The following is a 21668-nucleotide window of genomic DNA, read 5'->3' on the forward strand; positions in this document are numbered from 1 at the left end:
ACAACGCAATGACCTCTGACGGCTTTTCCCTGAAGCGCTACATTCTGGACGCAATTTTTTCCGGAATGATCGCCCTGATTATTTTCGGCCCGATTGCGGGCGTCATACTGGATGGTTACAGCTTTAACTTTGACGGCCAGCGTCTGGCGTGGATTGTTGGCACCGTGATGCTGGGACGCTTTTTGCTGAGCGCCTTCACGGGTACGTCGGCCGGAAAGCGTTTACAGGCGCGGTTTGAATCCGACAATGCGGGGGTATATGTCCGGCCACCGGAATATAAAAGCCGCCTGCGCTGGATCCTTCCGCTGATTATCGCGCTGGCGATCTGTTTCCCGTTTGTTGCCACCAAATACGTGCTGACGGTCGCTATTCTCGGGCTGATCTACGTTCTGCTCGGCCTTGGGCTGAACATCGTCGTCGGGCTCGCGGGTTTGCTGGATCTGGGTTACGTCGCCTTTTACGCCATTGGCGCCTATGGCCTGGCGCTCGGGTATCAGTATCTGGGCCTCGGGTTCTGGAGCATGCTGCCGCTGGCGGCGCTGATGGCCGCAGGCGCGGGTGCCCTGCTCGGCTTTCCGGTGCTGCGCATGCACGGGGATTATCTCGCCATCGTCACGCTCGGGTTTGGCGAGATCATCCGCCTGGTGCTGAACAACTGGCTCACCTTCACCGGTGGGCCAAACGGCGTTTCGGCCCCTGCCCCGACCTTTTTTGGCCTGGAGTTTGGCCGACGCGCCAAAGAAGGCGGCATACCCTTCCACGAGTTTTTCGGCCTGACCTATAACCCCAACATGAAATTTATCTTCATCTATGCGGTGCTTTTTCTGGTGGTCATGCTGGTGCTGTACATTAAACACCGGCTGACCCGAATGCCCATTGGCCGGGCGTGGGAAGCGCTCCGTGAGGACGAGATTGCCTGCCGTTCCATGGGGCTTAACCACGTTCTGGTCAAACTTTCTGCCTTCACCCTGGGCGCATCAACGGCAGGTATTGCCGGGGTGTTTTTTGCCACCTATCAGGGATTCGTTAACCCCACCTCTTTCACCTTTTTTGAATCGGCCCTGATCCTCGCGATCGTGGTTCTGGGCGGGATGGGTTCTACCGTGGGCGTTGTGCTGGCCGCCTTTGTGCTGACCGTCACGCCTGAGCTGCTGCGCAGCTTTGCGGAATACCGCGTGTTGCTCTTTGGCATGCTGATGGTGGTGATGATGATCTGGCGTCCTCGCGGTCTGATCCGCATTAACCGCAGCGGATTTGCCGTACGGAAAGGAGTGGCGCCATGAACGCAACGATTTTGCGCGTAGAACATCTAATGATGCATTTCGGCGGGATCAAGGCCCTGAATGACGTCAATCTTGAGGTGCAGCGCGGATCAATTACCGCCCTGATTGGCCCTAACGGCGCGGGAAAAACGACCGTCTTTAACTGCCTGACCGGCTTCTACCGGGCCTCCGGCGGCAACATTCTGTTCAATGCCCGGCATAAAACCACCAACGTCATTCAGGTGCTCGGGCAGAAATTCCAGCCCGGCGACTGGCTCAACCCGGCGCAGCTTGGTCAACGCCTGTTCTATAAGATGTTTGGCGGCACGCATCTGGTAAACCGCGCGGGTCTTGCGCGCACGTTTCAGAACATCCGCCTGTTCCGCGAGATGTCGGTGGTGGAAAACCTGCTGGTGGCACAGCATATGCGCGTCAACCGTAACCTGCTGGCGGGGGTACTCAACACCCCTGCGTATCGTCGGGCAGAGAACGATGCGCTGGACCGGGCGTTTTACTGGCTGGAGGTGGTGGATCTGGTGGATTGCGCGAACCGTCTGGCCGGTGAAATGTCCTATGGCCAGCAGCGACGCCTCGAAATCGCCCGTGCCATGTGTACCGGCCCGGAGATGATTTGTCTTGATGAACCCGCTGCCGGCCTGAACCCGGTGGAGACGCACAAGCTGAGCGATATCATTCGGTTCCTGCGCGACCACCACGACATCACGGTATTGCTGATTGAGCATGATATGGGGATGGTGATGGACATTTCGGACGACATTATTGTGCTCGATCACGGCGACGTTATTGCCAGAGGTAAACCCGCCGAGATCCAGCACAACGAAAAGGTGATTGCCGCGTACCTGGGCACCGACGAAAGCGAGGTAAATCTGTGAGCGAACCGATGCTTCAGTTTCATGATGTGGACGTGTTCTACGGGGCGATCCAGGCGTTGAAGCAGGTTTCGCTGGAGGTGAATAAAGGGGAAACCGTGGCCCTGATTGGCGCTAACGGCGCGGGGAAATCCACATTACTGATGTCTGTTTTTGGCCAGCCCCGGATCCGCAATGGGCAGATCCTCTTTTGCGGGGAGGATATCAGCCAAAAATCCACCCACTACGTGGCCACCGGCGGCATCGCGCAGGCCCCTGAGGGGCGGCGCATTTTCCCGGATATGTCTGTAGAAGAGAACCTGCTGATGGGAACAATCCCCATCGGCAATCACCATGCGGCGGCAGATCTGCAAAGCATGTTTGACCTGTTTCCCCGCCTTAGGGAGCGACGCAACCAGCGGGCGATGACGCTCTCCGGCGGCGAACAGCAGATGCTGGCTATCGCCCGGGCGTTGATGAGCCGCCCCAAACTTCTGCTGCTGGATGAACCCAGTCTCGGCCTTGCGCCCATCATGGTTAAACAGATCTTCCAGACGCTGCGCGAGCTGGCCCGTAACGGAATGACGATTTTTCTGGTAGAGCAGAACGCGCACCATGCCCTGAAGTTGTCCGATCGCGGCTATGTGATGGTTAACGGGCAGATTCGGTTAAGCGGCAGCGGCGAGGCGCTGCTGAGGGATCCGGAGGTGAGGAAGGCGTATCTGGGTGGCGTGTGAAGCCAGGGCTATAGTGAGAAAAACTCACAGTGATTTCCATTATTAATCGTTTTTCTGATGCGACCGTATTCAAATATCATCCTCACGACCCGCCTTTGCGTGGGCCGATAAACGTTCAGCGGCAAACTGAATAATAATGATAAGAGGATCCGGGGCAAACATGACACTTGATGCGTTATATCAGTTAATGAAAACTGTATTACCACCTGACACCGATTCAGCCAATGATTTACAGGATTTTATGGCCATGCTTATGGCGACGAAACATCACTCAGAGGCTCTGACACCGTTTTCGCAGCGCGTGTACATGCTGTCCGTTGCCCATCGCGACCCTAAACAAGCGGCTGCGCTGATTTCAGCCTGTCATCCTGAAGCAGGAAAGCCCCTTCCGCTGCTCGACTTCTCCGGCTGGCCGCACGTGCGTTACGCCACGTCGGGTGAATTTCAGACGCCCGAGTCCGAGGCATATTTTCACAAGATTACGTCTGCGGCCACGATATTACGCGCCGCAATCATCGAGGCCGAGCAGCAAAAAAATACCCCTGCTTTTTATATTCTGGATAAGGTGCTCAGCCTAAACAGCGCTTTGCCAGAACGCTATAAAAAGATGGCAAATATCTCTTACTCATAAGGGTATTAATACACCCGGCTTTCATCGTATTCCAGATAAAGAATATCCAGAGCCGGAACGACCGGGGTATGGCTTTGCAGCCAGGCCAGAAGGTGCTGGATGCTCTCTCTTTTGAGCGAATTTTTTGGCCAGACGAGGTAGTAGCCATCTCCCGTCGCGATAGCTCCCCTGAACGGCAGGCCCAGCAGGCCGCTTTTCAGGGCATCAAGCGTGAGATGCAGGTCGGCGATGGCGATGCCGTGCCCGTTCATCGCGGCGATACTTCCCTGTTCAAGGGTATCAAACACCATGCCGCTGCTCATATCGAGCCCCGGGAACAAGCCCGTCCTTCGCAGCCAGCGCCTCCAGTCCCGTCTGTCCGGTGAAGGATGGATCAGATCGCATTGCGAAAGCTGCTGCCGGGCCGGTTCGAGAAGCGATGGTGTGCAAACCGGAATAAGCCATTCATGAAAAAGCAGCTGGCTTTCCGTTGTCTCACCAAAACGGCCATTGCCGAGAAGAATGGCGCAGTCGTATGGCTCAAGATTGAAATCAACGGTGTCAATGTCCATCCAGACGCTGGCAATCTCCACCTGTGGTTTTGCATGGTTGTTGCGAAAAGATCGCAGCACGTCGAGAAGCCATCTCATGGTCAGGGTGCTGGGTGCTTTTAACCGCAGCAGATGGTTTTCACTTCGAAATGCCCGGCAGGCCCATTCAATGCTCGTGAAGCTTTCGTTCAGCTGTCCGGCAAGCACCCGCCCGGCTTCAGTGACCTCCACGCGAGGACCTTGCCTTTTGAAAAGCTCGCAGTCGAACCATTGTTCAAGGGTACGGACATGTCTGCTGACCGCGCCCGGCGTAATATTCAGCGTTTCAGCGGCTTTACTAAAGGAGTTCAGCCGCGCAGCAACCTCAAACGCACGCAGTGCATACAATGGCGGTAAAGACATAGCGTCCCTTACATAACGTGATGAGATGGGGAATCGGGGTCGCAAACGTGCACGTGTTCAAACCGCATATCGCGCCCGCTACACGATAGCATAATGCGTATCTGTTTAATTCCGTTACGAAATGGATAACTGTTATTCACGCGAATGTCTTGCCAACTTGCCTGACGAAGCCGCTCCGCAAAAATAGCTGCCGACGGTAAAGTGCTCACCGACAAATTTAGTTGTCATGCAGCTACAGGTGCGGTGAGAAAGGTGAAGAAACACGGATCAGAACCGATTGTGGTGGCTCGCTGAAAAGCGGAGCACGTGTAATGTACCGCTGTGAAAGCGTTTCTTTCCTCACTGCTACAAGACGCCCTGTCAGACAAAGCAGAAGGTGCCCTTTCAGTCTTTCGCGTTCAGATGATTCAGCCTTACCCCTGACCTTTCACTTTCGACGCGCGGCACATTCTCATAAATTCATTACGCTAAAACTTGTTCCGGGGCAACGCCAGCAAGTAAATTATGGAGAAAAACAATGATCCCCAATATACCGAGTCATATCGATAGGGGTCAAAATCCATATGCAAAAAGCTGCTGACAAACTCGTAGCCATTGGCAAAGATGTTTATCTGAACGGCTGCAATAGCGATTACAAACACCATATACGCGATAAATAGCGGGTATTTATGCAGTCTGTTAACTTTTAGTTTGCCGAGATAAAGCAAGAGAAAAATTGCAATAGATACAATGAAATAGACCACAGCAGGCCAAACAGGTGGATGAAGCGAAAATTCTAACTCATGAGACATAATCAGTTCTCTTTTGCTATCTGGTACATCTGCCAACCCGTAATGCTCCCACTGGTCAAATCCAGCGCCATTGCGGTTTTAGATGCCTCTTGCCAACCGTAGTTCATATCCTGTACGTTCGAGAGCTTGTCGCCGGAGAACAATGTTTTGGTCATTTGTTGATACCCTTGCCCAGTCCATTTGCAAGCTCTTCCACTTTTTCTAAGGAAAATCCAAATGAAGTTCTCTGCGAAGCTGCCGCAGGGCAATCGATGAAACGGAGATATAAGAATTTACACGATAAGGAAACGCACTCAACGCATAATGATCGAAAAATTATGGTTGTGCATGGGTCAGGCAGGAAAAATAAGAATTGTTGTCAGGAAGAGGATTTCAGACACAAAAAAACCACCTTTCGGTGGTTTCACGACACTGCTTATTGCTTTGATTATTTTTTGTTTCCCATGGTAGCCGGAGTGGGACTTGAACCCACACAGCGCGAACGCCGAGGGATTTTAAATCCCTTGTGTCTACCGATTCCACCATCCGGCCAGGGAAGAAAGTGGAGGCGCGTTCCGGAGTCGAACCGGACTAGACGGATTTGCAATCCGCTACATAACCGCTTTGCTAACGCGCCTTAAATCTTTTGTCTTTCGACACGCACCCGCAAACTGCCGATGCTTTAATCTGGAGCGGGAAACGAGACTCGAACTCGCGACCCCGACCTTGGCAAGGTCGTGCTCTACCAACTGAGCTATTCCCGCATGTTATCAAGTTAACAGCTAACCACTTGATTTCATTATCGTCCGGCTAACTGTGCCGCCGTTCGATGCGTTGCATTCTACTGATATGACGTTTTGAGTCAACGTTATTTTTTGCATCTCAGGATCGTTTGCTGAAAATTAAGCCGAAACGATCACTGTTCAAGCAAATCACCGCGCGCAGCGTTCAAATATTGCAGCATTGACCACAGCGTCAGCACTGCCGCAACCCACAGCAGGCCAATGCCGGCCCACTCGACCCAGGCATTCGGACGCCACAGCATCCACACCAGCGCCGCCATTTGTGCGGTGGTTTTAACTTTACCGATCCAGGATACCGCCACGCTGCTGCGTTTCCCCAGCTCAGCCATCCACTCGCGCAGGGCAGAGATGATAATTTCACGGCCAATCATGGTCGCGGCGGGCAGCGTGACCCACCAGGTATGATAATGCTCCGCCACCAGCACCATCGCGATCGCCACCATCACCTTATCCGCGACCGGATCGAGGAACGCGCCAAAGCGGGTACTCTGATTCCAGCGGCGTGCCAGATACCCGTCAAACCAGTCCGTCACGGCGGCAATCAGGAAAATCAGCGCACAGGCAAAAGGCGCCCAGACGACCGGCAGGTAAAATGCCAGTACAAAGAACGGAATGAGCACAACGCGAAAAAGGGTGAGCAACGTAGGGATATTAAATCGCATGATGACGGTAACTGTCTGTTGTCAGTAAAATTTAGCTCTATGTTGCTACAGAGCCCTCAATGTTTCAACGAGTAGTAGATCTTTTCTGCCAGCCCTTGCGAAATACCCGGCACTTTTGCAATTTCCTCCATGCTGGCATTGAGTAATCCTTGCAATCCGCCCATATACTTCAACAGCATCTGACGACGTTTTGGCCCAACGCCTTCGATAGTCTCGAGGGTACTGGTATTTTTCACCTTCGCCCGTTTTTTGCGGTGCCCGCTGATGGCGTGATCGTGCGACTCATCGCGGATGTGCTGGATCACGTGCAGCGCCGGGGAATCTGGCGGCAGGCTAAAGCCCTCGCCCTCCGGCTCGAAGAACAGCGTTTCCAGGCCCGCTTTACGATCCGCCCCTTTCGCCACCCCTAACAGCAGCGGATGGTTTTTGTCCCACTCCACGTCGAGCGATTCAAACACCGCCTTCGCCTGGCCCAGCTGCCCTTTCCCGCCGTCGATAAGGATAACGTCAGGAATTTTGCTCTCTTCTATCGCCTTACCATAGCGACGACGCAGCACCTGGTTCATGGCGGCGTAATCATCACCGGGCGTAATGCCGGTGATGTTATAGCGTCGATACTCTGCCCGCAGCGGACCGTTGGCATCAAAGACCACACACGACGCCACGGTTTGCTCACCCATCGTATGGCTGATGTCGAAACATTCCATGCGTTTCACTTCCGGCAGCTTGAGCAGCGTCGCAAGCGCGGTTAAACGCTGGCTGACGGTCGACTGCTGGGAGAGTTTGGTGGTCAGCGCCGTGGCGGCATTGGTTCGCGCCAGCTTCAGATAGCGCGCGCGATCGCCGCGCGGTTTCGTCTGGACATTCACCCGGCGGCCTGCCAGCTCTGAAAGCGAATCCGCCAGCAGGGTTTTATCGTCGAGCGTAAAGTCGAGCAGGATCTCCGAAGGCAGCGTACGCATCTGGCTGCCCTGCAAATAAAACTGGCCGACAAAAGTCTCCACCACTTCACCCAGCTCGGTGCCGCCCGGCACCTTCGGGAAGTAGCTGCGGCTGCCGAGCACTTTACCCTGACGAATAAACAGCACGTGAACGCAGGCGAGACCGGCGTCAAAAGCGACGCCAATTACATCGAGGTCGTCGCCGGTATTGGAAACAAACTGCTTCTCGGTCACCCTGCGCACCGCCTGGATCTGATCGCGGATGCGGGCGGCTTCCTCAAACTCCAGCCCCGCGCTGGCTTTTTCCATGCGGGCAATCAGCTGCGTGAGCACCTGATCGTCTTTCCCGGCTAAAAACAGGCGTACATATTCCACCTGCTGCGCGTACTCTTCTTCGCTCACCAGTCCTTCAACGCACGGCCCCAGACAGCGGCCAATTTGATATTGCAGGCACGGTCGGGATCGGTTGCGGTAGACGCTGTTTTCGCACTGGCGAACGGGGAAGATTTTTTGCAAAAGCGCCAGCGTTTCCCGCACGGCATAACCGTTCGGGAAGGGGCCGAAATATTCCCCTTTCGCATGCTTAGCGCCACGATGCATCGCCAGCCGCGGGTGCGTATCACCGCTCAGGAAGATAAACGGATAGGACTTATCATCGCGCAGCAGAACGTTGTAGCGCGGCTGATACAACTTAATGTAGTTGTGCTCAAGGAGCAGCGCTTCCGTTTCCGTGTGCGTCACGGTGACATCAATGTTATGTATGAGGGCGACCAGCGCTTCGGTTTTACGGGAAGCAAGGTTGCTGCGGAAATAGCTGGAAAGGCGTTTTTTGAGATCTTTCGCCTTACCGACATAGATAACCGTACCGCCAGCGTCGTACATACGGTAGACGCCCGGCTGGCTGGTGACGGTTTTCAGAAATGCTTTTGAATCGAACGCTTCACTCACTGACTTAATAACGACTCCGCATTGCACAAACCATGGCGAATGGCCAGGTGAGTCAGTTCGACATCACCGTGAATGTTCAGTTTACTGAACATCCGATAGCGATAGCTGTTGACCGTTTTCGGGCTGAGATTCAGCTGCTCTGAAATCTCATTCACCTTCTGACCTTTAGTAATCATCAGCATAATCTGCAATTCGCGCTCAGACAAACTGGCAAACGGCGATTCCGTTTTTTCCGGTTCAATCTGACTCAACGCCATCTGTTGAGCAATATCAGAAGCAATGTAGCGCTGCCCTGCGTGTACGGAACGGATCGCATTGACGACTTCCTGCGGTGCGGCGCCTTTACTCAGGTATCCTGCGGCACCTGCCTGCATAACTCTGGCGGGCAGCGGATTTTCAGTGTGTACGGTCAGCATGATGACTTTGGTATCAACAAACATGCGGGCGATTTTACGCGTGGCTTCAAGCCCGCCGATGCCGGGCATGTTCATATCCATCAGCACCACGTCTGCTGAGTGAGTACGACACCATTTGACGGCATCTTCACCACAGCACGCCTCGCCGGCAACTTTAATACCCTTTATATCTTCAAGAATGCGTCGTATCCCTGCGCGCACCAGTTCGTGGTCATCAACAAGAAGGACGTTGATCAAAGGAAATGTCTCCAGAATAGGGATAACGCTACTGACTGCTAATTGCGTTTATATTAACGGTTTTCCATGCAAGATTAAAACGCTAAAAAATCGGCTATACGATTCGGGTCTCGTTTTTGGAAATTAGGCTGTACAGTAAGTGGAAAGAAAACCCATGTACGCTGGGCTTTACCGCTATTTTTTGGCACCAGCATTCAAAAAGCTACCAAAACATTTGTTAACGTAAACTAAAAAATGCTCTCATTTTTTTGTAACAACAATTAACGGATGACGTACCGGCGATAAACATTTAATTGTCGCTAACATATTGGACAGATTACCTTCATAATCCGCATCAGCCAATAATCAATCCGCGGAAAAGTATAAAAAACAACCACTGCATTTTTTGCCGCAGCTTGTGGTATACTCCGCCGCCTTAACTTTCATCGTCGCGCTCATGCGCTGTTTTATAATGAGGAAAATAAATGAGCACACCTGAATTTGCCACTGCCGAGAATAACCAGGAACTGGCACAGGAAGTTAACTGCCTGAAGTCGCTGCTGACGCTTATGCTACAAGCGATGGGCCAGGCTGATGCTGGACGTGTGATCATTAAAATGGAAAAACAGATCGCGCAGATGGAAGACCAGGCGGAATCCGCTGTTTTTGCCAATACGGTTAAGCAAATTAAACAAGCCTACCGCCAGTAACAAAAAAGGCTGGATGCAGTGCATTCAGCCTTTTCCTCGTCTGACACGCAGAACGTGAGAGCAGTCAGATAAGTCCCGTCGCGGCGGCATAACACGCTATCTGGATCTTATTCGGCGCGTTGAATTTCTTCTGCATATTCTTCTGATGGAAGTTCACGGTATTTTCCGAGATGGAGAGAATGATGGCAATTTCTGCCGACGTCTTCCCTTCTGCGGTCCACTTCAGTATTTCCCGTTCACGCTTGCTGAATTTCATTTCCGGCGGCATCACCGTCTCATGTTCAAAACGCAACAGCGTTGTGAGCGCCATCTGGACCAGCATTTGCAAACGCAGCTCAACTTCTTCATTGGTGATGGCGTATGCTTCTACGCTGGTCCGTGACACGGAGAGGAAGCCGAGCGCATGATTTGGCAGCATCAGACACTGCGTTATTCCCTTGCGTAAACCGTGGTCGCGGGCGCCGTCCCATAATTGCTGGGCATCCACGAATAATTCATCCGTCCAGGGCAAATGTCCCTGTATGAAATTCTCCGGCTTGAGTACCGGATCGATGGTGAAATAATTCTCGGACTGATATTGTGCCATCCATTGTTGCGGATAACTGGAATGGACGGAGGTTCGCGGGCGGGTAAATGGCACAGGGTGTCGAACACAAAGCGCATAATAATCGAATTCAAGCGCCTGCGTTTGTCGCTGAAGCTCCTGATATACCTCGTCAGCACAGGTCATTTCCTGGAACCGAAGGAAGCATTCCCGTCGCCAGGTGAAAAAGTCTATATCCCTCATATGTAGTGAATGAAGCCTCTGAAATAGATAATCATTATTATGGTGAATATAACCTAACACATAAAGCATGATTATTTATATAAAATATCGGCCACGGGCAGATTATCTTTAATTTGAGGAAGGCTTAACCACATTAGCCGGAATAAAAAAGCAACAGAACCGAATTTAAGGGAGGATAATTTGCCCCAGAAGCGGCATCCGGAGCAAATTGAGTGCGAAAATGCTACTGCATTAAGAATTTTTCAAGGAACTGGCGGGTGCGGGGCTGCTGCGGATTGGCAAACAGCGCTTTAGCCGGCCCCTGCTCTACTATTCGCCCCTGGTCCATGAAAATGGCCCGATCGGCCACATCGCGGGCGAAGCTCATTTCATGCGTCACGATCACCATCGTGCGTTTTTCCTGCGCCAGCTGGCGGATGGTGTTCAGCACTTCCCCGACCAGCTCCGGATCGAGCGCGGAGGTGGGTTCGTCGAACAGGATCACATCCGGGCGCATCGCCAGCGCGCGCGCAATGGCGACACGCTGCTGCTGCCCGCCCGATAAACGACGCGGATAGCTCGTCTCCTTCCCTGCCAGGCCAACCTTCGCCAGCAGCTCGCGGGCGCGGGCCGTCGCGTCTTCCTTTGGTTCACCCTTGACGATGACCGGGCCTTCAATAATGTTTTCCAGCACCGTACGGTGTGGAAAGAGGTTAAAGCTCTGGAATACGAAGCCGACATGCTGGCGCAGGCGGCGAATCAACCCTTTTTGCTGGCTGATGGATTTCCCGGTATCAATGGTGATATCGCCCACGCGGATCGTCCCGCCTTCGGGCTGCTCAAGCAAATTGATGCTGCGCAACAGCGTGGTTTTCCCTGACCCACTCGGGCCGATAATGGCCACCACTTCGCCCTGCTCAACCTCAAGGTCGATGCCGTGCAGCACCGTTTGCCCATGGAATTTTTTCACCAGGTTTTTGACGTCAATTGCACTCATTTTGGATCTCGCTCCTGGCGGTTAAGCTGGTTTTCAAAATAGTTTTGCAGGGCCGACAGCACCGTCGCCATCACCCAGTAAATCAGCGAGGCCGCCAGATACATGGTAAACACTTCCAGCGTGCGCGAAGTGATCAGCTGCGCCTGACGGAACAGCTCCGGCACCTGAATGGTCGCCGCAAGCGAGGTGTCTTTCACGAGGCTGATAAAGCTGTTGCTCAGCGGAGGCAGCGCCACGCGCGCCGCCTGCGGCAGGATCGCCCGACGCAGCGTCTGCCACGGGGTCATCCCGATACTGGCCGCCGCTTCCCACTGCCCTTTATCGATGGACGAGATCGCCGCACGCAGCGTTTCCGAGGTGTACGCCGCCGTATTCAGCGACAGACCAATCATCGCCGCCGGGATCGGATCCAGCTCGATACCGAACTGGGGCAGCCCGTAGTAGATCATGAACAGCTGGGCGATAAGCGGCGTTCCGCGGAACACGGAGATATAAAACCGCGCCAGCCACCGCACCGGCAAGATGTTTGACATGCGCATCAGTGCCAGCACAAACCCGAGCACCAGCCCGAAGAACATCCCGCCGATACTGAGCTGTAACGTAAACACCGCGCCCTTAAGTAAGAACGGCAGCGAATCAATAACCAGTTGAATACTTTCTTGCATTATTATTTTTCGACCTGATTTTTAGACATGAGGATGATAGGCAAACAGCGCAGGCGCCCCGCCAGTATGAACAAACAAAATGGGTCCTTCATCCTTAAAGCGCTTCCGGGCAATGCCGTCGATAAGGCCCGCCATTGCCTTGCCGGTATAAACCGGGTCAAGCAGAATGCCTTCGAGACGCGCCAGCAGCTTAACGGCCTCCATCCCTTCATCATTGGGGGTGCCATAGCCGGGTGCAAAGTAGTCATCCCACAGCATAATTTCCGCCTTCGCCTCAAGCTCAAGCTGTTCAGCCACCGCCTGTTGCAGCGTGACGACTTTCGGCTTTTGGTCCGCAACGCTTCTGGAAACCGTTACGCCAATCAGCTCAACGTCCGGCATCAGCTGCTCAAGCCCGACCGCTAAACCGGCATGGGTACCCGCGCTGCCGGACGCCACCACCACCGAGGACAGACTCACCGCGCCTTCGCACTGCTGCGCGATTTCCAGTGCGCTCTCAACATAGCCGAGGGCACCCAGCGCATTCGAGCCGCCAACCGGAATGACGTACGGACGAAAGCCCTGTGCTTCCAGGCGCGTCGCCAGTTCATCAAGCTGGGCAGCCGGGTCGGTCAACGCGTCAACCATTTCAACCTGCACGTTGAACAGATCCAGCAGCAGGCGGTTACCGTTAGTCAGGTAATTCTCAGCCTGCGTGCCAATCGGATTTTCCAGCAGGGCTACGCAATGAAGGCCCAGCTTTGCCGCCACGGCCGCCGTCTGGCGAACGTGGTTAGACTGAATGGCCCCGGCGGTGACCAGCGTATCCGCGCCCTCGCGCAGGGCATCGGCGGCGAGAAATTCCAGCTTGCGCAGCTTATTTCCGCCCATCGCCATGGGCGTCACATCGTCACGCTTAATGAATATATCGCGCCCCAGATAGTCAGAAAATCGCGGCAGATACTCCAGCGGGGTGGGTGCGCCGATAAACTCCAGACGGGGAAAGCGCGTTAAATTCTGTAGTGACATGGTTCCTCCGGTCACGCAAACAATTGTTATTTCATTATGCACGCAGACGCGCGAGAAATAAAAAAGGCGCTTTTAAAAGCGCCTTTTTTTGTCGGTCAGAGACTTATTTCGTCACGTCTGCGCCGAACCACTTCTCAGAAAGCGCCTTCAGGCTGCCGTCTTTCTGCATTTCGGCAATGGCGCCGTCAATGGCTTTCAGCAGATCTTCGTTACCTTTACGCACCGCCACGCCGGATTCCTGACGGGAGAACGCATCGCCCGCGACAGCCAGGGTATTGTTGGTTTTCTTCACCAGATCCAGCGCTGCCAGGCGGTCAACTAGAATGGCGTCGATACGGCCTACGCGCAGATCCTGGTATTTCGTCGGGTCATCATCATAGGTGCGGATGTCCACGCCCTGCACGTTCTGGCGCAGCCACTCTTCGTAGTTGGTGCCCAGACCGACGCCGACTTTCTTACCTTTCAGATCCGCGGCGGATTTGATGCTGCCTTCGTTACCTTTCTTCACCAGCGCCTGGATACCGGACACGGTGTACGGCGTGGAGAAGTCATACTTTTTCTTACGCTCGTCAGAAATGGTCACCTGGTTAATCACCACGTCAATACGTTTGGAGTCCAGTGACGCCAGCATACCGTCCCATTTGGTCGGCTTCAGAGAGGCTTTTACGCCGAGGTGTTTTGCCAGCTCTTGCGCAAACTCCACTTCAAAACCGGTCAGCTTACCGTCGTCGCCCTGGAAGCTGAACGGAGGATAGGTACCTTCCAGCCCAACCAGCAGCGTGCCGCGCTCTTTGACTTTATTGAGCAGATTATCTGCCGCGAACGTTTTTACGCTCATCCCCGCGACCAGCGCAACGGCCATCATCCCCATCAGCGCCTGACGACCCAGAAGTGCTAATTTCATAAGTACTCCGATACAGTGGAATTTTTGAGTAGTGTAGATAAATCGCCTGCAACGTCAAAGGCGGCTGCGCTACATCTTATTCTTTTTTAATATATATCAGAAGTTGTTCCGGCGTGGACTTTCTGCTTTAGGGCGCCCGGCATCTGGACTTTATATTGCGCGTACTTACGCAGCGCGATGCGGTAATTGTTGGTACTGGTGGCGGGCAGCCAGGGCTCAAGATTTTCATCCAGATAGCCGGTCGTCAGCAGATCGCGGGAGATATTTTGCACGGTCAGATGCTGGCCCAGGCGGCGCAGGCGAACCACGTATTCACGCACGGTGCCGTGGCTCATCTCAGTTTGTTCAAACAGGAACTGCTTGAAGCCGATAATATCGAAGAAGTCGCTTTGCTCTTTGCAGTGGAGATCGCCACAGAAACGGCAAAGCGCTACCCACTCTTTTTGCTCTTCAAGCCAGGCGGCTTCATCCATCAGCGTGTCGAGGCGGGAAATCGCAATCTTATTCACGATTTCACCGCGACGAACCAGCGTGATTCGGTCGAGTAATTTTTTACAGTGGGCGCAATGCGTCTGACTGTGTTTAAAGTCTTTCAGGTAGCGGCTTAAAGGCCGTCTTTTAGATTGCTGCACCGTCATGATAACTCCTGGTTGTCAATACGTTGTGCGGCATTACCAAGGCGAATCACTCACCTATAACTTACCCAGTTTGGTGCGCAGGCGTTTAATGGCCTGGCTGTGCAGCTGGCTCACCCGTGACTCCCCCACCTCCAGTACGGCGCCAATCTCTTTGAGATTGAGCTCTTCCTGGTAATAGAGGGTTAACACCAGCTGCTCACGTTCCGGTAAAGCTTCAATGGCTTCCATCACGCGCTGGCGTAAATTCCCTTCCAGTAAGTGGTGTAACGGGTTTTCTTGCTGATGTTCATCCGTCACCAGCTCGATACTATCGCCATGCTCTTCGCGCCACTCATCATAAGAGAAGAGTTGGCTGTTATTGGTATCGAGCAACATCTGACGATACTCTTCAACAGGAATGCCCAGACGTTCCGCCACTTCGGTTTCCGTCGCGTTGCGCCCCAGCTCCTGTTCCAGCTGCCCCATCGCATGCGCCACTTCGCGCGCGTTGCGGCGAACGCTGCGCGGCACCCAGTCGCGGCTGCGCAGCTCGTCCAGCATCGCACCACGAATACGCTGCACTGCGTAAGTCGTAAATGCCGTTCCTTGCAGAGCGTCGTACCGGTCAACTGCATTCAATAACCCGATACCGCCCGCCTGTAGCAGATCGTCCAGTTCCACGCTCGCCGGCAAACGCACCTGGAGGCGCAATGCTTCGTGACGCACCAGCGGAACATAACGCTGCCACAGCGAGTGTTTATCCATTACACCTTCAGCGGTATAGAGTGAATTCACGATAAACAGCCCTGCGTTAGTTGAGTTATCGGCATGATTATCCGATTCTGGAGGGGTTTTAATCGGGTGAATAGTGGGTGAAATGAGGGGTTATTTGGGGGGTTACGCGTGTGCGGGGATAGAAAAAACCCCGCCGAAGCGGGGTTTAAGCGTAATCAGGCGATTAGCCTTGCAGCAGAGACAGAACCTGCTGAGGAACCTGGTTAGCTTTGGACAGCACGGAGTTACCGGCCTGCTGAACGATCTGCGCTTTGGACATGTTGGACACTTCGGTCGCATAGTCGGCGTCCTGAATACGGGACTGCGCTTCAGACAGGTTGGTGGTGGTGTTGTTCAGGTTGGTCACCGCAGAGCTCAGACGGTTCTGAACCGCACCCAGTGAAGAACGGAATTTGTCTACGGACGCGATAGCTTCGTCCAGTTTAGCCAGTGGGTTGGAAGTTGAACCAGTAGTCAGGCTAGTCAAGCTAAGATTATCAGTATCGATGGTAAACGCTGCGACAGTCGCGGTTGTTGTAACTGCTGCTTGCGGATCAAGAGCAATATAGAAATCTTGATTTTCAGTCGCAGCAATATCGAAACCATTCGCTTTAAGGTTATTACTTTCGGCAGCGTCGGCAGCAGTAATATTTACCTTAGCAAACAAGTTCCCGTTTTCATCCTTGTAAACAGTATCATCAGTCAGTGCAATACTACCTGCGGCAACGCCTAAACGTGTTGCCAATGCATCTGTTGATTTTTCTGTAACAGTTGCACCTGCAACTTGGGTTGTTGAACCATAGAATTCTTTGAAATCAGCAGCACCGGCTGCTGAAATGGTCCCTTTAGGACCGTTGACGTTGAAGCTATCCAGACCGAGGGTTTTTGAATCAATTTTCTTCAGATCGATGGTGATGGTTTCGCCATCGTTAGCACCAACCTGAATGTTCATTTTGCCGTCTTTAGCCAGTACGTTCACGCCGTTGAACTGAGTCTGACCGGATACGCGGTCGATTTCAGACAGACGGGATTTGATTTCGTCCTGGATTGAAGACAGGTCGGAATCGGAGTTAGTACCAGTCTGAGACTGAACGGTCAGCTCACGAATACGCTGAAGGTTATTGTTGATTTCAGACAGTGCGCCTTCAGTGGTCTGAGCAACAGAGATACCGTCGTTAGCGTTACGTGCAGCCTGGGTCAGGCCTTTGATGTTAGAGGTGAAGCGGTTAGCAATCGCCTGGCCCGCAGCGTCATCTTTCGCGCTGTTGATACGCAGACCAGAAGACAGACGCTCGATAGAAGAAGACAGAGCGGACTGGTTCTTGTTGATGTTGTTCTGAGTGATCAGCGAGAGGCTGTTGGTATTAATGTACTGTGCCATGATTTCGATTCCTGTTGTTCATCAAATCTGTTTGGTTAGATTTGGGTTTCCACCCTTCGGCTTCATCGCCGTCAAAAGTGTTATCGTCTGGTCCAAACCAACCTTTAGATATTTTTTCAGGATCGCGTTAATTTTTTTAGCCACGGAAAAGCTCTTCTCTATTACCGTTATTCCCGCCATTAAAAAAAAGAAATTAACCGTAAACTTTCCCCCATTAAGGCCGATAACCCCACTATTCGTTCTACGTGTCGATAGATTAAGGAATAAATATGGCAAGTATTTCATCATTGGGGATTGGATCGGGTCTGAAGTTAGCAGACATTCTGGATAGTCTGACCACGGCCGAAAAAGCGCAGCTGACGCCGATTTCCAAACAACAGTCATCTTATACCGCCAAGCTGAGCGCTTACGGCACGTTGAAGAGTTCACTGGAAGCGTTTCAGACCGCCAACACCGCGCTGAATAAAGCCGACCTGTTTACGGCGACCAGCACGTCGAGCAGCACCACGGCATTCAGCGCCACCACCACCGGCAGCGCGATTGCCGGGAAATACACCATCAGCGTGTCGCAGCTGGCGCAGGCGCAAACCCTGACGACCCAAAATGCGCAGCCGGACAGCAAAACGGCCATTGCCACGGCTGACAGCAAGATCACGTTTACCGCCGGGAACGGTAAAGATCCGGTGACCGTCGATATCAGCGCGGCAAACTCCTCGCTGAACGGCATTCGCGATGCAATTAACAAAGCAGACGCCGGCGTGACCGCCAGCATTATTAACGTCGGTAACGGTCAGTATCGTCTGTCCATCACCTCCACCGAAACCGGGGCGGACAACGCGGTCAGCATCAGCGTGAGCGGCGACAGCGCCCTGCAATCCTTTATGGGTTACAACGGCACCAGCACCGACGCCAGCAACGGCATGACGGAAAGCGTCACCGCGCAGAACGCGAAGCTGAAGGTGAATAACGTTGATATCGAAAACAGCAGCAACACCATCAGCGATGCGCTGGAAGATATCACCCTGAACCTGAACGACGTCACTACCGGTAACCAGACGCTGACGATAACGAAAGATACGTCAAAAGCGGAAACGGCGATGAAGGCCTGGGTGGATGCCTACAACACCCTGCAAGATAGCTTCGCCTCACTTACAAAATACACAGCGGTAGATCCGGGTAAGGATGAGCAAGATACCAGCAACGGCGCACTACTCGGAGACACTACGCTGCGTACTATCCAGACGCAGCTGAAAACCATGCTGAGCAACACCGTCGGCGGAACCGCCTATAAAACGCTGTCTCAGGTGGGCATTACCTCCGATCCAAGCACGGGCAAGCTGGAGCTGGACAGCGACAAGCTGAAAAAAACGCTGACGGAGAACCCGTCTGCGGTGAAAGATTTGGTTGTAGGTGACGGTAAAACCACCGGGATCACCACCACCATGGCCACCCATCTGACTGACTGGCTTTCCAGTAAAGGCATTATTCAGGCGGCCAAAGATGGCGTCAGCAAAACGCTGAACAAGTTAACGGATCAATACAACGCCGTGAGCGAACGTATCGACGCGAGAGTGGCGCAGTACAAAGCCCAGTTTACCCAGCTGGACGTACTGATGACCTCGCTGAACAACACCAGCAGTTACCTGACGCAGCAGTTCGAGAACACGTCCAGCAACAAGTAGTAAACGCTAATCAGACCCGAGGGGGATAACATGTACGGCGCAAAAGGCACGCAAGCCTACGCAAAGATAGAAGTTGAAAGCGCGGTGATGAGCGCCAGCCAGCAGCAGCTGGTTATCATGCTATTTGATGGAGCCCTCAGCGCGCTGGTACGCGCGCGTCTGTTCCTGGCAGACGGTAATATCCCGGCAAAAGGGCTGGCGCTCTCCAAAGCCATCAACATTATCGAAAACGGGCTGAAGGTTGGCCTGGTAGAAGATAACGGTGATGAGCTTACGCAAAACCTGATTGCCCTTTATGCCTATATGGTACGTCGCCTCCTGCACGCCAACGTGAATAACGACGCCAGCGCCATCGAAGAGGTGGAAAACCTGCTGCGCAATATCGCTGACGGGTGGAAGGAGGTTGCCGGTACGCCACAACTGATGCAGGACGCCGTCTAATGAGTAACGCACCGCAACTTTATGCCCTTTATCAGCAACTCCTTGAGCAGAGCCAGTTGATGTTGCGACTGGCCCGGCAGGGACTATGGGATGATCTGATCATCTGTGAAACCGACTATGTTAATGCGGTGCACTCACTGGCTCGTCTCACTCAGGAAAGTGAACCTTCGATGCAGATTCAGGAACAGCTTCGCCCGACGCTACGGGTGATCCTGGACAACGAAGGCCAGGTAAAAACATTGCTGCAAGCCAGAATGGATGAGCTGGCGAAACTGGTTGGGCAATCCTCCATCCAGAAAACCGTGCTCTCCACCTACGGTAATCAGGGCGGTCATGTCCTGGTTCCGCAAAGTAATAGCGATATTAATTAGCCATTTAACTGGCGGGCAAGCGTTAACCGTTTCGTTCGCCAGGCATTTCTGCCAAACCTGCTCCATACTTGAGTTTCGCGACCTCATGGAGATGGTGCATGCGCAACCCAACACTTTTACAATGTTTTCACTGGTACTACCCCACCGGCGGTGAATTGTGGCAAGAAGTCACGGCATTAGCCCCCAACCTGAACGAAATCGGCATCAATATGGTCTGGTTACCGCCGGCGTATAAAGGCGCATCCGGAGGCTATTCCGTCGGGTATGACTCCTACGATCTTTTCGACCTCGGTGAGTTTGACCAGAAAGGCAGCGTTGCCACCAAATACGGCGATAAAGCCCAGCTGCTGGAGGCCATCAACGCCTTAAAAAGCAACCAGATTGCGGTGCTTCTGGACGTGGTGGTCAACCATAAAATGGGCGCCGATAAAAAGGAACCCGTCCGCGTACAGCGCGTGGATGCGCAGGATCGCACCCAAATCAGCGATGAGATCATCGAATGTGAAGCCTGGACGCGCTACACCTTCCCCGTTCGTGCCGGCCAGTATTCGCAGTTTGTCTGGGATTACAAATGCTTCAGCGGTATCGACCACATTGAAAACCCCAATGAGGACGGTATCTTCAAAATCGTGAACGACTACACCGGCGAAGGCTGGAACGATCAGGTCGACGACGAGATGGGCAATTTCGATTACCTGATGGGCGAAAATATTGATTTTCGCAACCATGCGGTGACGGAAGAGATCAAATACTGGGCGCGCTGGGTAATGGAGCAAACCCACTGCGACGGCTTCCGCCTGGACGCGGTAAAGCACATCCCGGCCTGGTTCTATAAAGAGTGGATTGAGCACGTTCAGGAGGTGGCCCCGCAGCCGCTGTTTATCGTGGCGGAATACTGGTCTCACGAAGTGGATAAATTGCAGCACTACATCGATCAGGTAGACGGCAAGACCATGCTGTTTGATGCGCCGCTGCAAATGAAATTTCACGAGGCGTCACGCCAGGGCCGCGACTACGACATGAGCCAGATTTTCACCGGTACGCTGGTGGAAGCCGATCCGTTCCATGCCGTGACGCTGGTGGCCAACCATGACACCCAACCCTTGCAGGCGCTGGAAGCCCCGGTTGAAGCCTGGTTTAAACCGCTGGCCTACGCGCTCATCCTGCTGCGTGAAAACGGCGTGCCGAGCGTGTTCTACCCGGATCTTTTTGGCGCCAGCTATGACGACACCGGGGGTGACGGCGAGACGTATCACATTGATATGCCGGTGATTGAACAGCTTCACGAGCTGATTTTAGCCCGTCAGCGTTTTGCCCACGGCGTGCAGACGCTCTTTTTCGATCATCCAAACTGCATTGCGTTTAGCCGCAGCGGAACTGAGGATCACCCGGGCTGCGTGGTGGTGCTGTCGAATGGTGATGACGGCGAGAAGACAATCTGCCTCGGCGAGAATTACGGCAATAAGACCTGGCGTGATTTTTTAGGCAATCGCGAGGAAACCGTAACCACGGCTGCGGACGGCGAAGGAACGTTCTTCTGTAACGGGGGAAGCGTCAGCGTCTGGGTGATTGAAGACGCGCTCTAGTACGGGAAAGGGAGCAAACCCTCAAAACGGCAATATGATTGCCGTTTTGCTTTTACCGTTAGTTTTTGTAGGCCGGGTAAGGCGAAGCCGCCACCCGGCTAAACACGGTTACGGAAGCTTACTCTCCAGCGGATTCTTACTCAGATAATCTGCGCACTCCACCGTTGGGCGGTCAACCTTTTGCAGCTCCATGCCGTCATACTCAAGCGTGGTTCCATCGCGATCCAGCGGATAGACGTCCCGTTTTTCGGTCACGTTATAATAATCATCTGAACGCAGCATGATCTTACCCGGCACCGCGATAACGCGCTGCCACTGGCGGCAGTCCAGGGTATCTCCCTCTTGCGTCACCACCAGCGTGGCAATCGCCTCCGGGCTCACCATCGCGCTCTGCGGCCCTTTCGACTGCCAGTAACCTGCCAGTTGCGAAGGTGCCGGATGCTTAACCACTTCCTGATAGTTTTCGACCTGAACGCATCCCGCTAACGTCAGCATCGCAGCCACAATTGCTACTTTTTTCATCATCTTTCCTGCATGCGAAGAAAAAAATATTGTGGCATTAAAGCCATCAGGCTGCCA

The 21668-nt window shown here is 53.4% G+C and carries 25 protein-coding genes and 3 tRNA genes; 10 read left to right on the top strand and 18 right to left on the bottom strand.

What is annotated here, in order from left to right; translation table 11 throughout:
- The first annotated feature begins 8 nt into the window (after nucleotides 1-8).
- From livM to DBR02_RS00285, 4 genes are all read left to right on the top strand, one after another.
- Nucleotides 9-1283, top strand: a complete 1275-nt coding sequence (gene livM / locus DBR02_RS00270; RefSeq protein WP_107533290.1) for a high-affinity branched-chain amino acid ABC transporter permease LivM — start codon at nucleotides 9-11, stop codon at nucleotides 1281-1283.
- Nucleotides 1280-2155 carry an ATP-binding cassette domain-containing protein gene (locus tag DBR02_RS00275; RefSeq protein ID WP_063868429.1) on the top strand — a complete coding sequence of 292 codons (876 nt, stop codon included), beginning with the start codon at nucleotides 1280-1282 and terminating at the stop codon, nucleotides 2153-2155. The genes livM and DBR02_RS00275 overlap by 4 nt, the downstream gene beginning before the upstream one ends.
- The gene (locus DBR02_RS00280) at nucleotides 2152-2868 is read left to right on the top strand and encodes an ABC transporter ATP-binding protein (protein ID WP_107533291.1); all 717 of its coding nucleotides are present in this window, start codon (nucleotides 2152-2154) and stop codon (nucleotides 2866-2868) included. The genes DBR02_RS00275 and DBR02_RS00280 overlap by 4 nt, the downstream gene beginning before the upstream one ends.
- Nucleotides 2869-3028: 160 nt before the next feature.
- Nucleotides 3029-3499, top strand: a complete 471-nt coding sequence (locus tag DBR02_RS00285) for a hypothetical protein (protein ID WP_107533292.1) — start codon at nucleotides 3029-3031, stop codon at nucleotides 3497-3499.
- Between the two features lie 5 nt (nucleotides 3500-3504).
- Here the strand turns inward: DBR02_RS00285 and DBR02_RS00290 are convergent, their stop codons facing one another.
- The 9 genes from DBR02_RS00290 to uvrY form a co-directional block, all read right to left on the bottom strand.
- Complete coding sequence (locus DBR02_RS00290) at nucleotides 3505-4431, bottom strand: LysR substrate-binding domain-containing protein (protein WP_107533293.1); 927 nt, start codon at nucleotides 4429-4431, stop codon at nucleotides 3505-3507.
- Nucleotides 4432-4898: 467 nt separating this feature from the next.
- Nucleotides 4899-5222, bottom strand: coding sequence for a hypothetical protein (locus DBR02_RS00295; protein WP_107533294.1), 324 nt, complete (start codon nucleotides 5220-5222; stop codon nucleotides 4899-4901).
- Between the two features lie 2 nt (nucleotides 5223-5224).
- Complete coding sequence (locus DBR02_RS26550) at nucleotides 5225-5377, bottom strand: hypothetical protein (protein WP_157959548.1); 153 nt, start codon at nucleotides 5375-5377, stop codon at nucleotides 5225-5227.
- A gap of 289 nt (nucleotides 5378-5666) precedes the next feature.
- Nucleotides 5667-5753: transfer RNA gene (locus DBR02_RS00300), tRNA-Leu, on the bottom strand.
- A gap of 11 nt (nucleotides 5754-5764) precedes the next feature.
- Nucleotides 5765-5838 (bottom strand) — tRNA-Cys (locus tag DBR02_RS00305).
- A gap of 51 nt (nucleotides 5839-5889) precedes the next feature.
- Nucleotides 5890-5965: transfer RNA gene (locus tag DBR02_RS00310), tRNA-Gly, on the bottom strand.
- A gap of 152 nt (nucleotides 5966-6117) precedes the next feature.
- Nucleotides 6118-6666, bottom strand: a complete 549-nt coding sequence (gene pgsA, locus DBR02_RS00315; protein WP_003859652.1) for a CDP-diacylglycerol--glycerol-3-phosphate 3-phosphatidyltransferase — start codon at nucleotides 6664-6666, stop codon at nucleotides 6118-6120.
- A gap of 56 nt (nucleotides 6667-6722) precedes the next feature.
- A complete protein-coding gene (uvrC, locus tag DBR02_RS00320) occupies nucleotides 6723-8555 on the bottom strand; it encodes an excinuclease ABC subunit UvrC (protein WP_107533295.1) in 1833 nt (610 codons plus the stop codon).
- Nucleotides 8552-9208 carry a UvrY/SirA/GacA family response regulator transcription factor gene (uvrY, locus tag DBR02_RS00325; RefSeq protein ID WP_102751015.1) on the bottom strand — a complete coding sequence of 219 codons (657 nt, stop codon included), beginning with the start codon at nucleotides 9206-9208 and terminating at the stop codon, nucleotides 8552-8554. The genes uvrC and uvrY overlap by 4 nt, the downstream gene beginning before the upstream one ends.
- Before the next feature lie 397 nt (nucleotides 9209-9605).
- On the opposite strand from uvrY, the gene DBR02_RS27215 reads away from it, so the two are divergent.
- Nucleotides 9606-9686 carry a hypothetical protein gene (locus DBR02_RS27215; RefSeq protein WP_418235935.1) on the top strand — a complete coding sequence of 27 codons (81 nt, stop codon included), beginning with the start codon at nucleotides 9606-9608 and terminating at the stop codon, nucleotides 9684-9686.
- Nucleotides 9673-9897 (top strand): DUF2594 family protein, encoded by a 225-nt coding sequence (locus DBR02_RS00330; protein ID WP_003859644.1) that lies wholly within the window; start codon nucleotides 9673-9675, stop codon nucleotides 9895-9897. The genes DBR02_RS27215 and DBR02_RS00330 overlap by 14 nt, the downstream gene beginning before the upstream one ends.
- Before the next feature lie 64 nt (nucleotides 9898-9961).
- Here DBR02_RS00330 and sdiA read toward each other — a convergent pair whose 3' ends face one another.
- The 8 genes from sdiA to DBR02_RS00370 all read right to left on the bottom strand — a co-directional run bounded on the left by sdiA (nucleotide 9962) and on the right by DBR02_RS00370 (nucleotide 17009).
- Nucleotides 9962-10684 (bottom strand): transcriptional regulator SdiA, encoded by a 723-nt coding sequence (sdiA, locus tag DBR02_RS00335; protein WP_107533296.1) that lies wholly within the window; start codon nucleotides 10682-10684, stop codon nucleotides 9962-9964.
- A gap of 223 nt (nucleotides 10685-10907) precedes the next feature.
- The gene (gene tcyN / locus DBR02_RS00340; protein ID WP_063450165.1) at nucleotides 10908-11660 is read right to left on the bottom strand and encodes an L-cystine ABC transporter ATP-binding protein TcyN; all 753 of its coding nucleotides are present in this window, start codon (nucleotides 11658-11660) and stop codon (nucleotides 10908-10910) included.
- A complete protein-coding gene (tcyL, locus tag DBR02_RS00345) occupies nucleotides 11657-12325 on the bottom strand; it encodes a cystine ABC transporter permease (RefSeq protein ID WP_107533297.1) in 669 nt (222 codons plus the stop codon). The genes tcyN and tcyL overlap by 4 nt, the downstream gene beginning before the upstream one ends.
- 21 nt (nucleotides 12326-12346) lie before the next feature.
- Nucleotides 12347-13333 (bottom strand): D-cysteine desulfhydrase, encoded by a 987-nt coding sequence (dcyD, locus tag DBR02_RS00350; protein WP_107533298.1) that lies wholly within the window; start codon nucleotides 13331-13333, stop codon nucleotides 12347-12349.
- Between the two features lie 103 nt (nucleotides 13334-13436).
- Nucleotides 13437-14237: a cystine ABC transporter substrate-binding protein gene (gene tcyJ / locus DBR02_RS00355; RefSeq protein WP_063450167.1), complete on the bottom strand. Its 801-nt coding sequence runs from the start codon at nucleotides 14235-14237 to the stop codon at nucleotides 13437-13439.
- A gap of 86 nt (nucleotides 14238-14323) precedes the next feature.
- The gene (gene fliZ, locus DBR02_RS00360; protein ID WP_063450168.1) at nucleotides 14324-14875 is read right to left on the bottom strand and encodes a flagella biosynthesis regulatory protein FliZ; all 552 of its coding nucleotides are present in this window, start codon (nucleotides 14873-14875) and stop codon (nucleotides 14324-14326) included.
- A gap of 54 nt (nucleotides 14876-14929) precedes the next feature.
- Nucleotides 14930-15649: an RNA polymerase sigma factor FliA gene (locus DBR02_RS00365; RefSeq protein WP_003859623.1), complete on the bottom strand. Its 720-nt coding sequence runs from the start codon at nucleotides 15647-15649 to the stop codon at nucleotides 14930-14932.
- Nucleotides 15650-15812: 163 nt separating this feature from the next.
- Complete coding sequence (locus DBR02_RS00370) at nucleotides 15813-17009, bottom strand: FliC/FljB family flagellin (protein WP_107533299.1); 1197 nt, start codon at nucleotides 17007-17009, stop codon at nucleotides 15813-15815.
- 269 nt (nucleotides 17010-17278) lie between these two features.
- Here DBR02_RS00370 and fliD point away from each other — a divergent pair, with 269 nt between their 5' ends.
- From fliD to amyA, 4 genes are all read left to right on the top strand, one after another.
- Nucleotides 17279-18691 (top strand): flagellar filament capping protein FliD, encoded by a 1413-nt coding sequence (fliD, locus tag DBR02_RS00375; protein ID WP_107533300.1) that lies wholly within the window; start codon nucleotides 17279-17281, stop codon nucleotides 18689-18691.
- Between the two features lie 30 nt (nucleotides 18692-18721).
- On the top strand, nucleotides 18722-19132 hold the full coding sequence (fliS, locus tag DBR02_RS00380) for a flagellar export chaperone FliS (protein ID WP_063868419.1): 411 nt from the start codon (nucleotides 18722-18724) through the stop codon (nucleotides 19130-19132).
- Complete coding sequence (gene fliT, locus DBR02_RS00385; protein WP_006811148.1) at nucleotides 19132-19503, top strand: flagella biosynthesis regulatory protein FliT; 372 nt, start codon at nucleotides 19132-19134, stop codon at nucleotides 19501-19503. Before fliS ends, fliT begins: the two co-directional genes overlap by 1 nt.
- 98 nt (nucleotides 19504-19601) lie before the next feature.
- Complete coding sequence (amyA, locus tag DBR02_RS00390) at nucleotides 19602-21089, top strand: alpha-amylase (RefSeq protein WP_107533301.1); 1488 nt, start codon at nucleotides 19602-19604, stop codon at nucleotides 21087-21089.
- Between the two features lie 108 nt (nucleotides 21090-21197).
- On the opposite strand, the gene yedD is transcribed toward amyA, so the two are convergent.
- Entirely contained in the window at nucleotides 21198-21611 is a 414-nt protein-coding gene (gene yedD / locus DBR02_RS00395; RefSeq protein ID WP_107533302.1) for a lipoprotein YedD, read from the bottom strand.
- Nucleotides 21612-21668 lie beyond the last annotated feature (57 nt).

This window comes from Enterobacter cloacae complex sp. (assembly GCF_900322725.1).
In the GTDB taxonomy this organism is placed as follows: domain Bacteria; phylum Pseudomonadota; class Gammaproteobacteria; order Enterobacterales; family Enterobacteriaceae; genus Enterobacter; species Enterobacter quasihormaechei.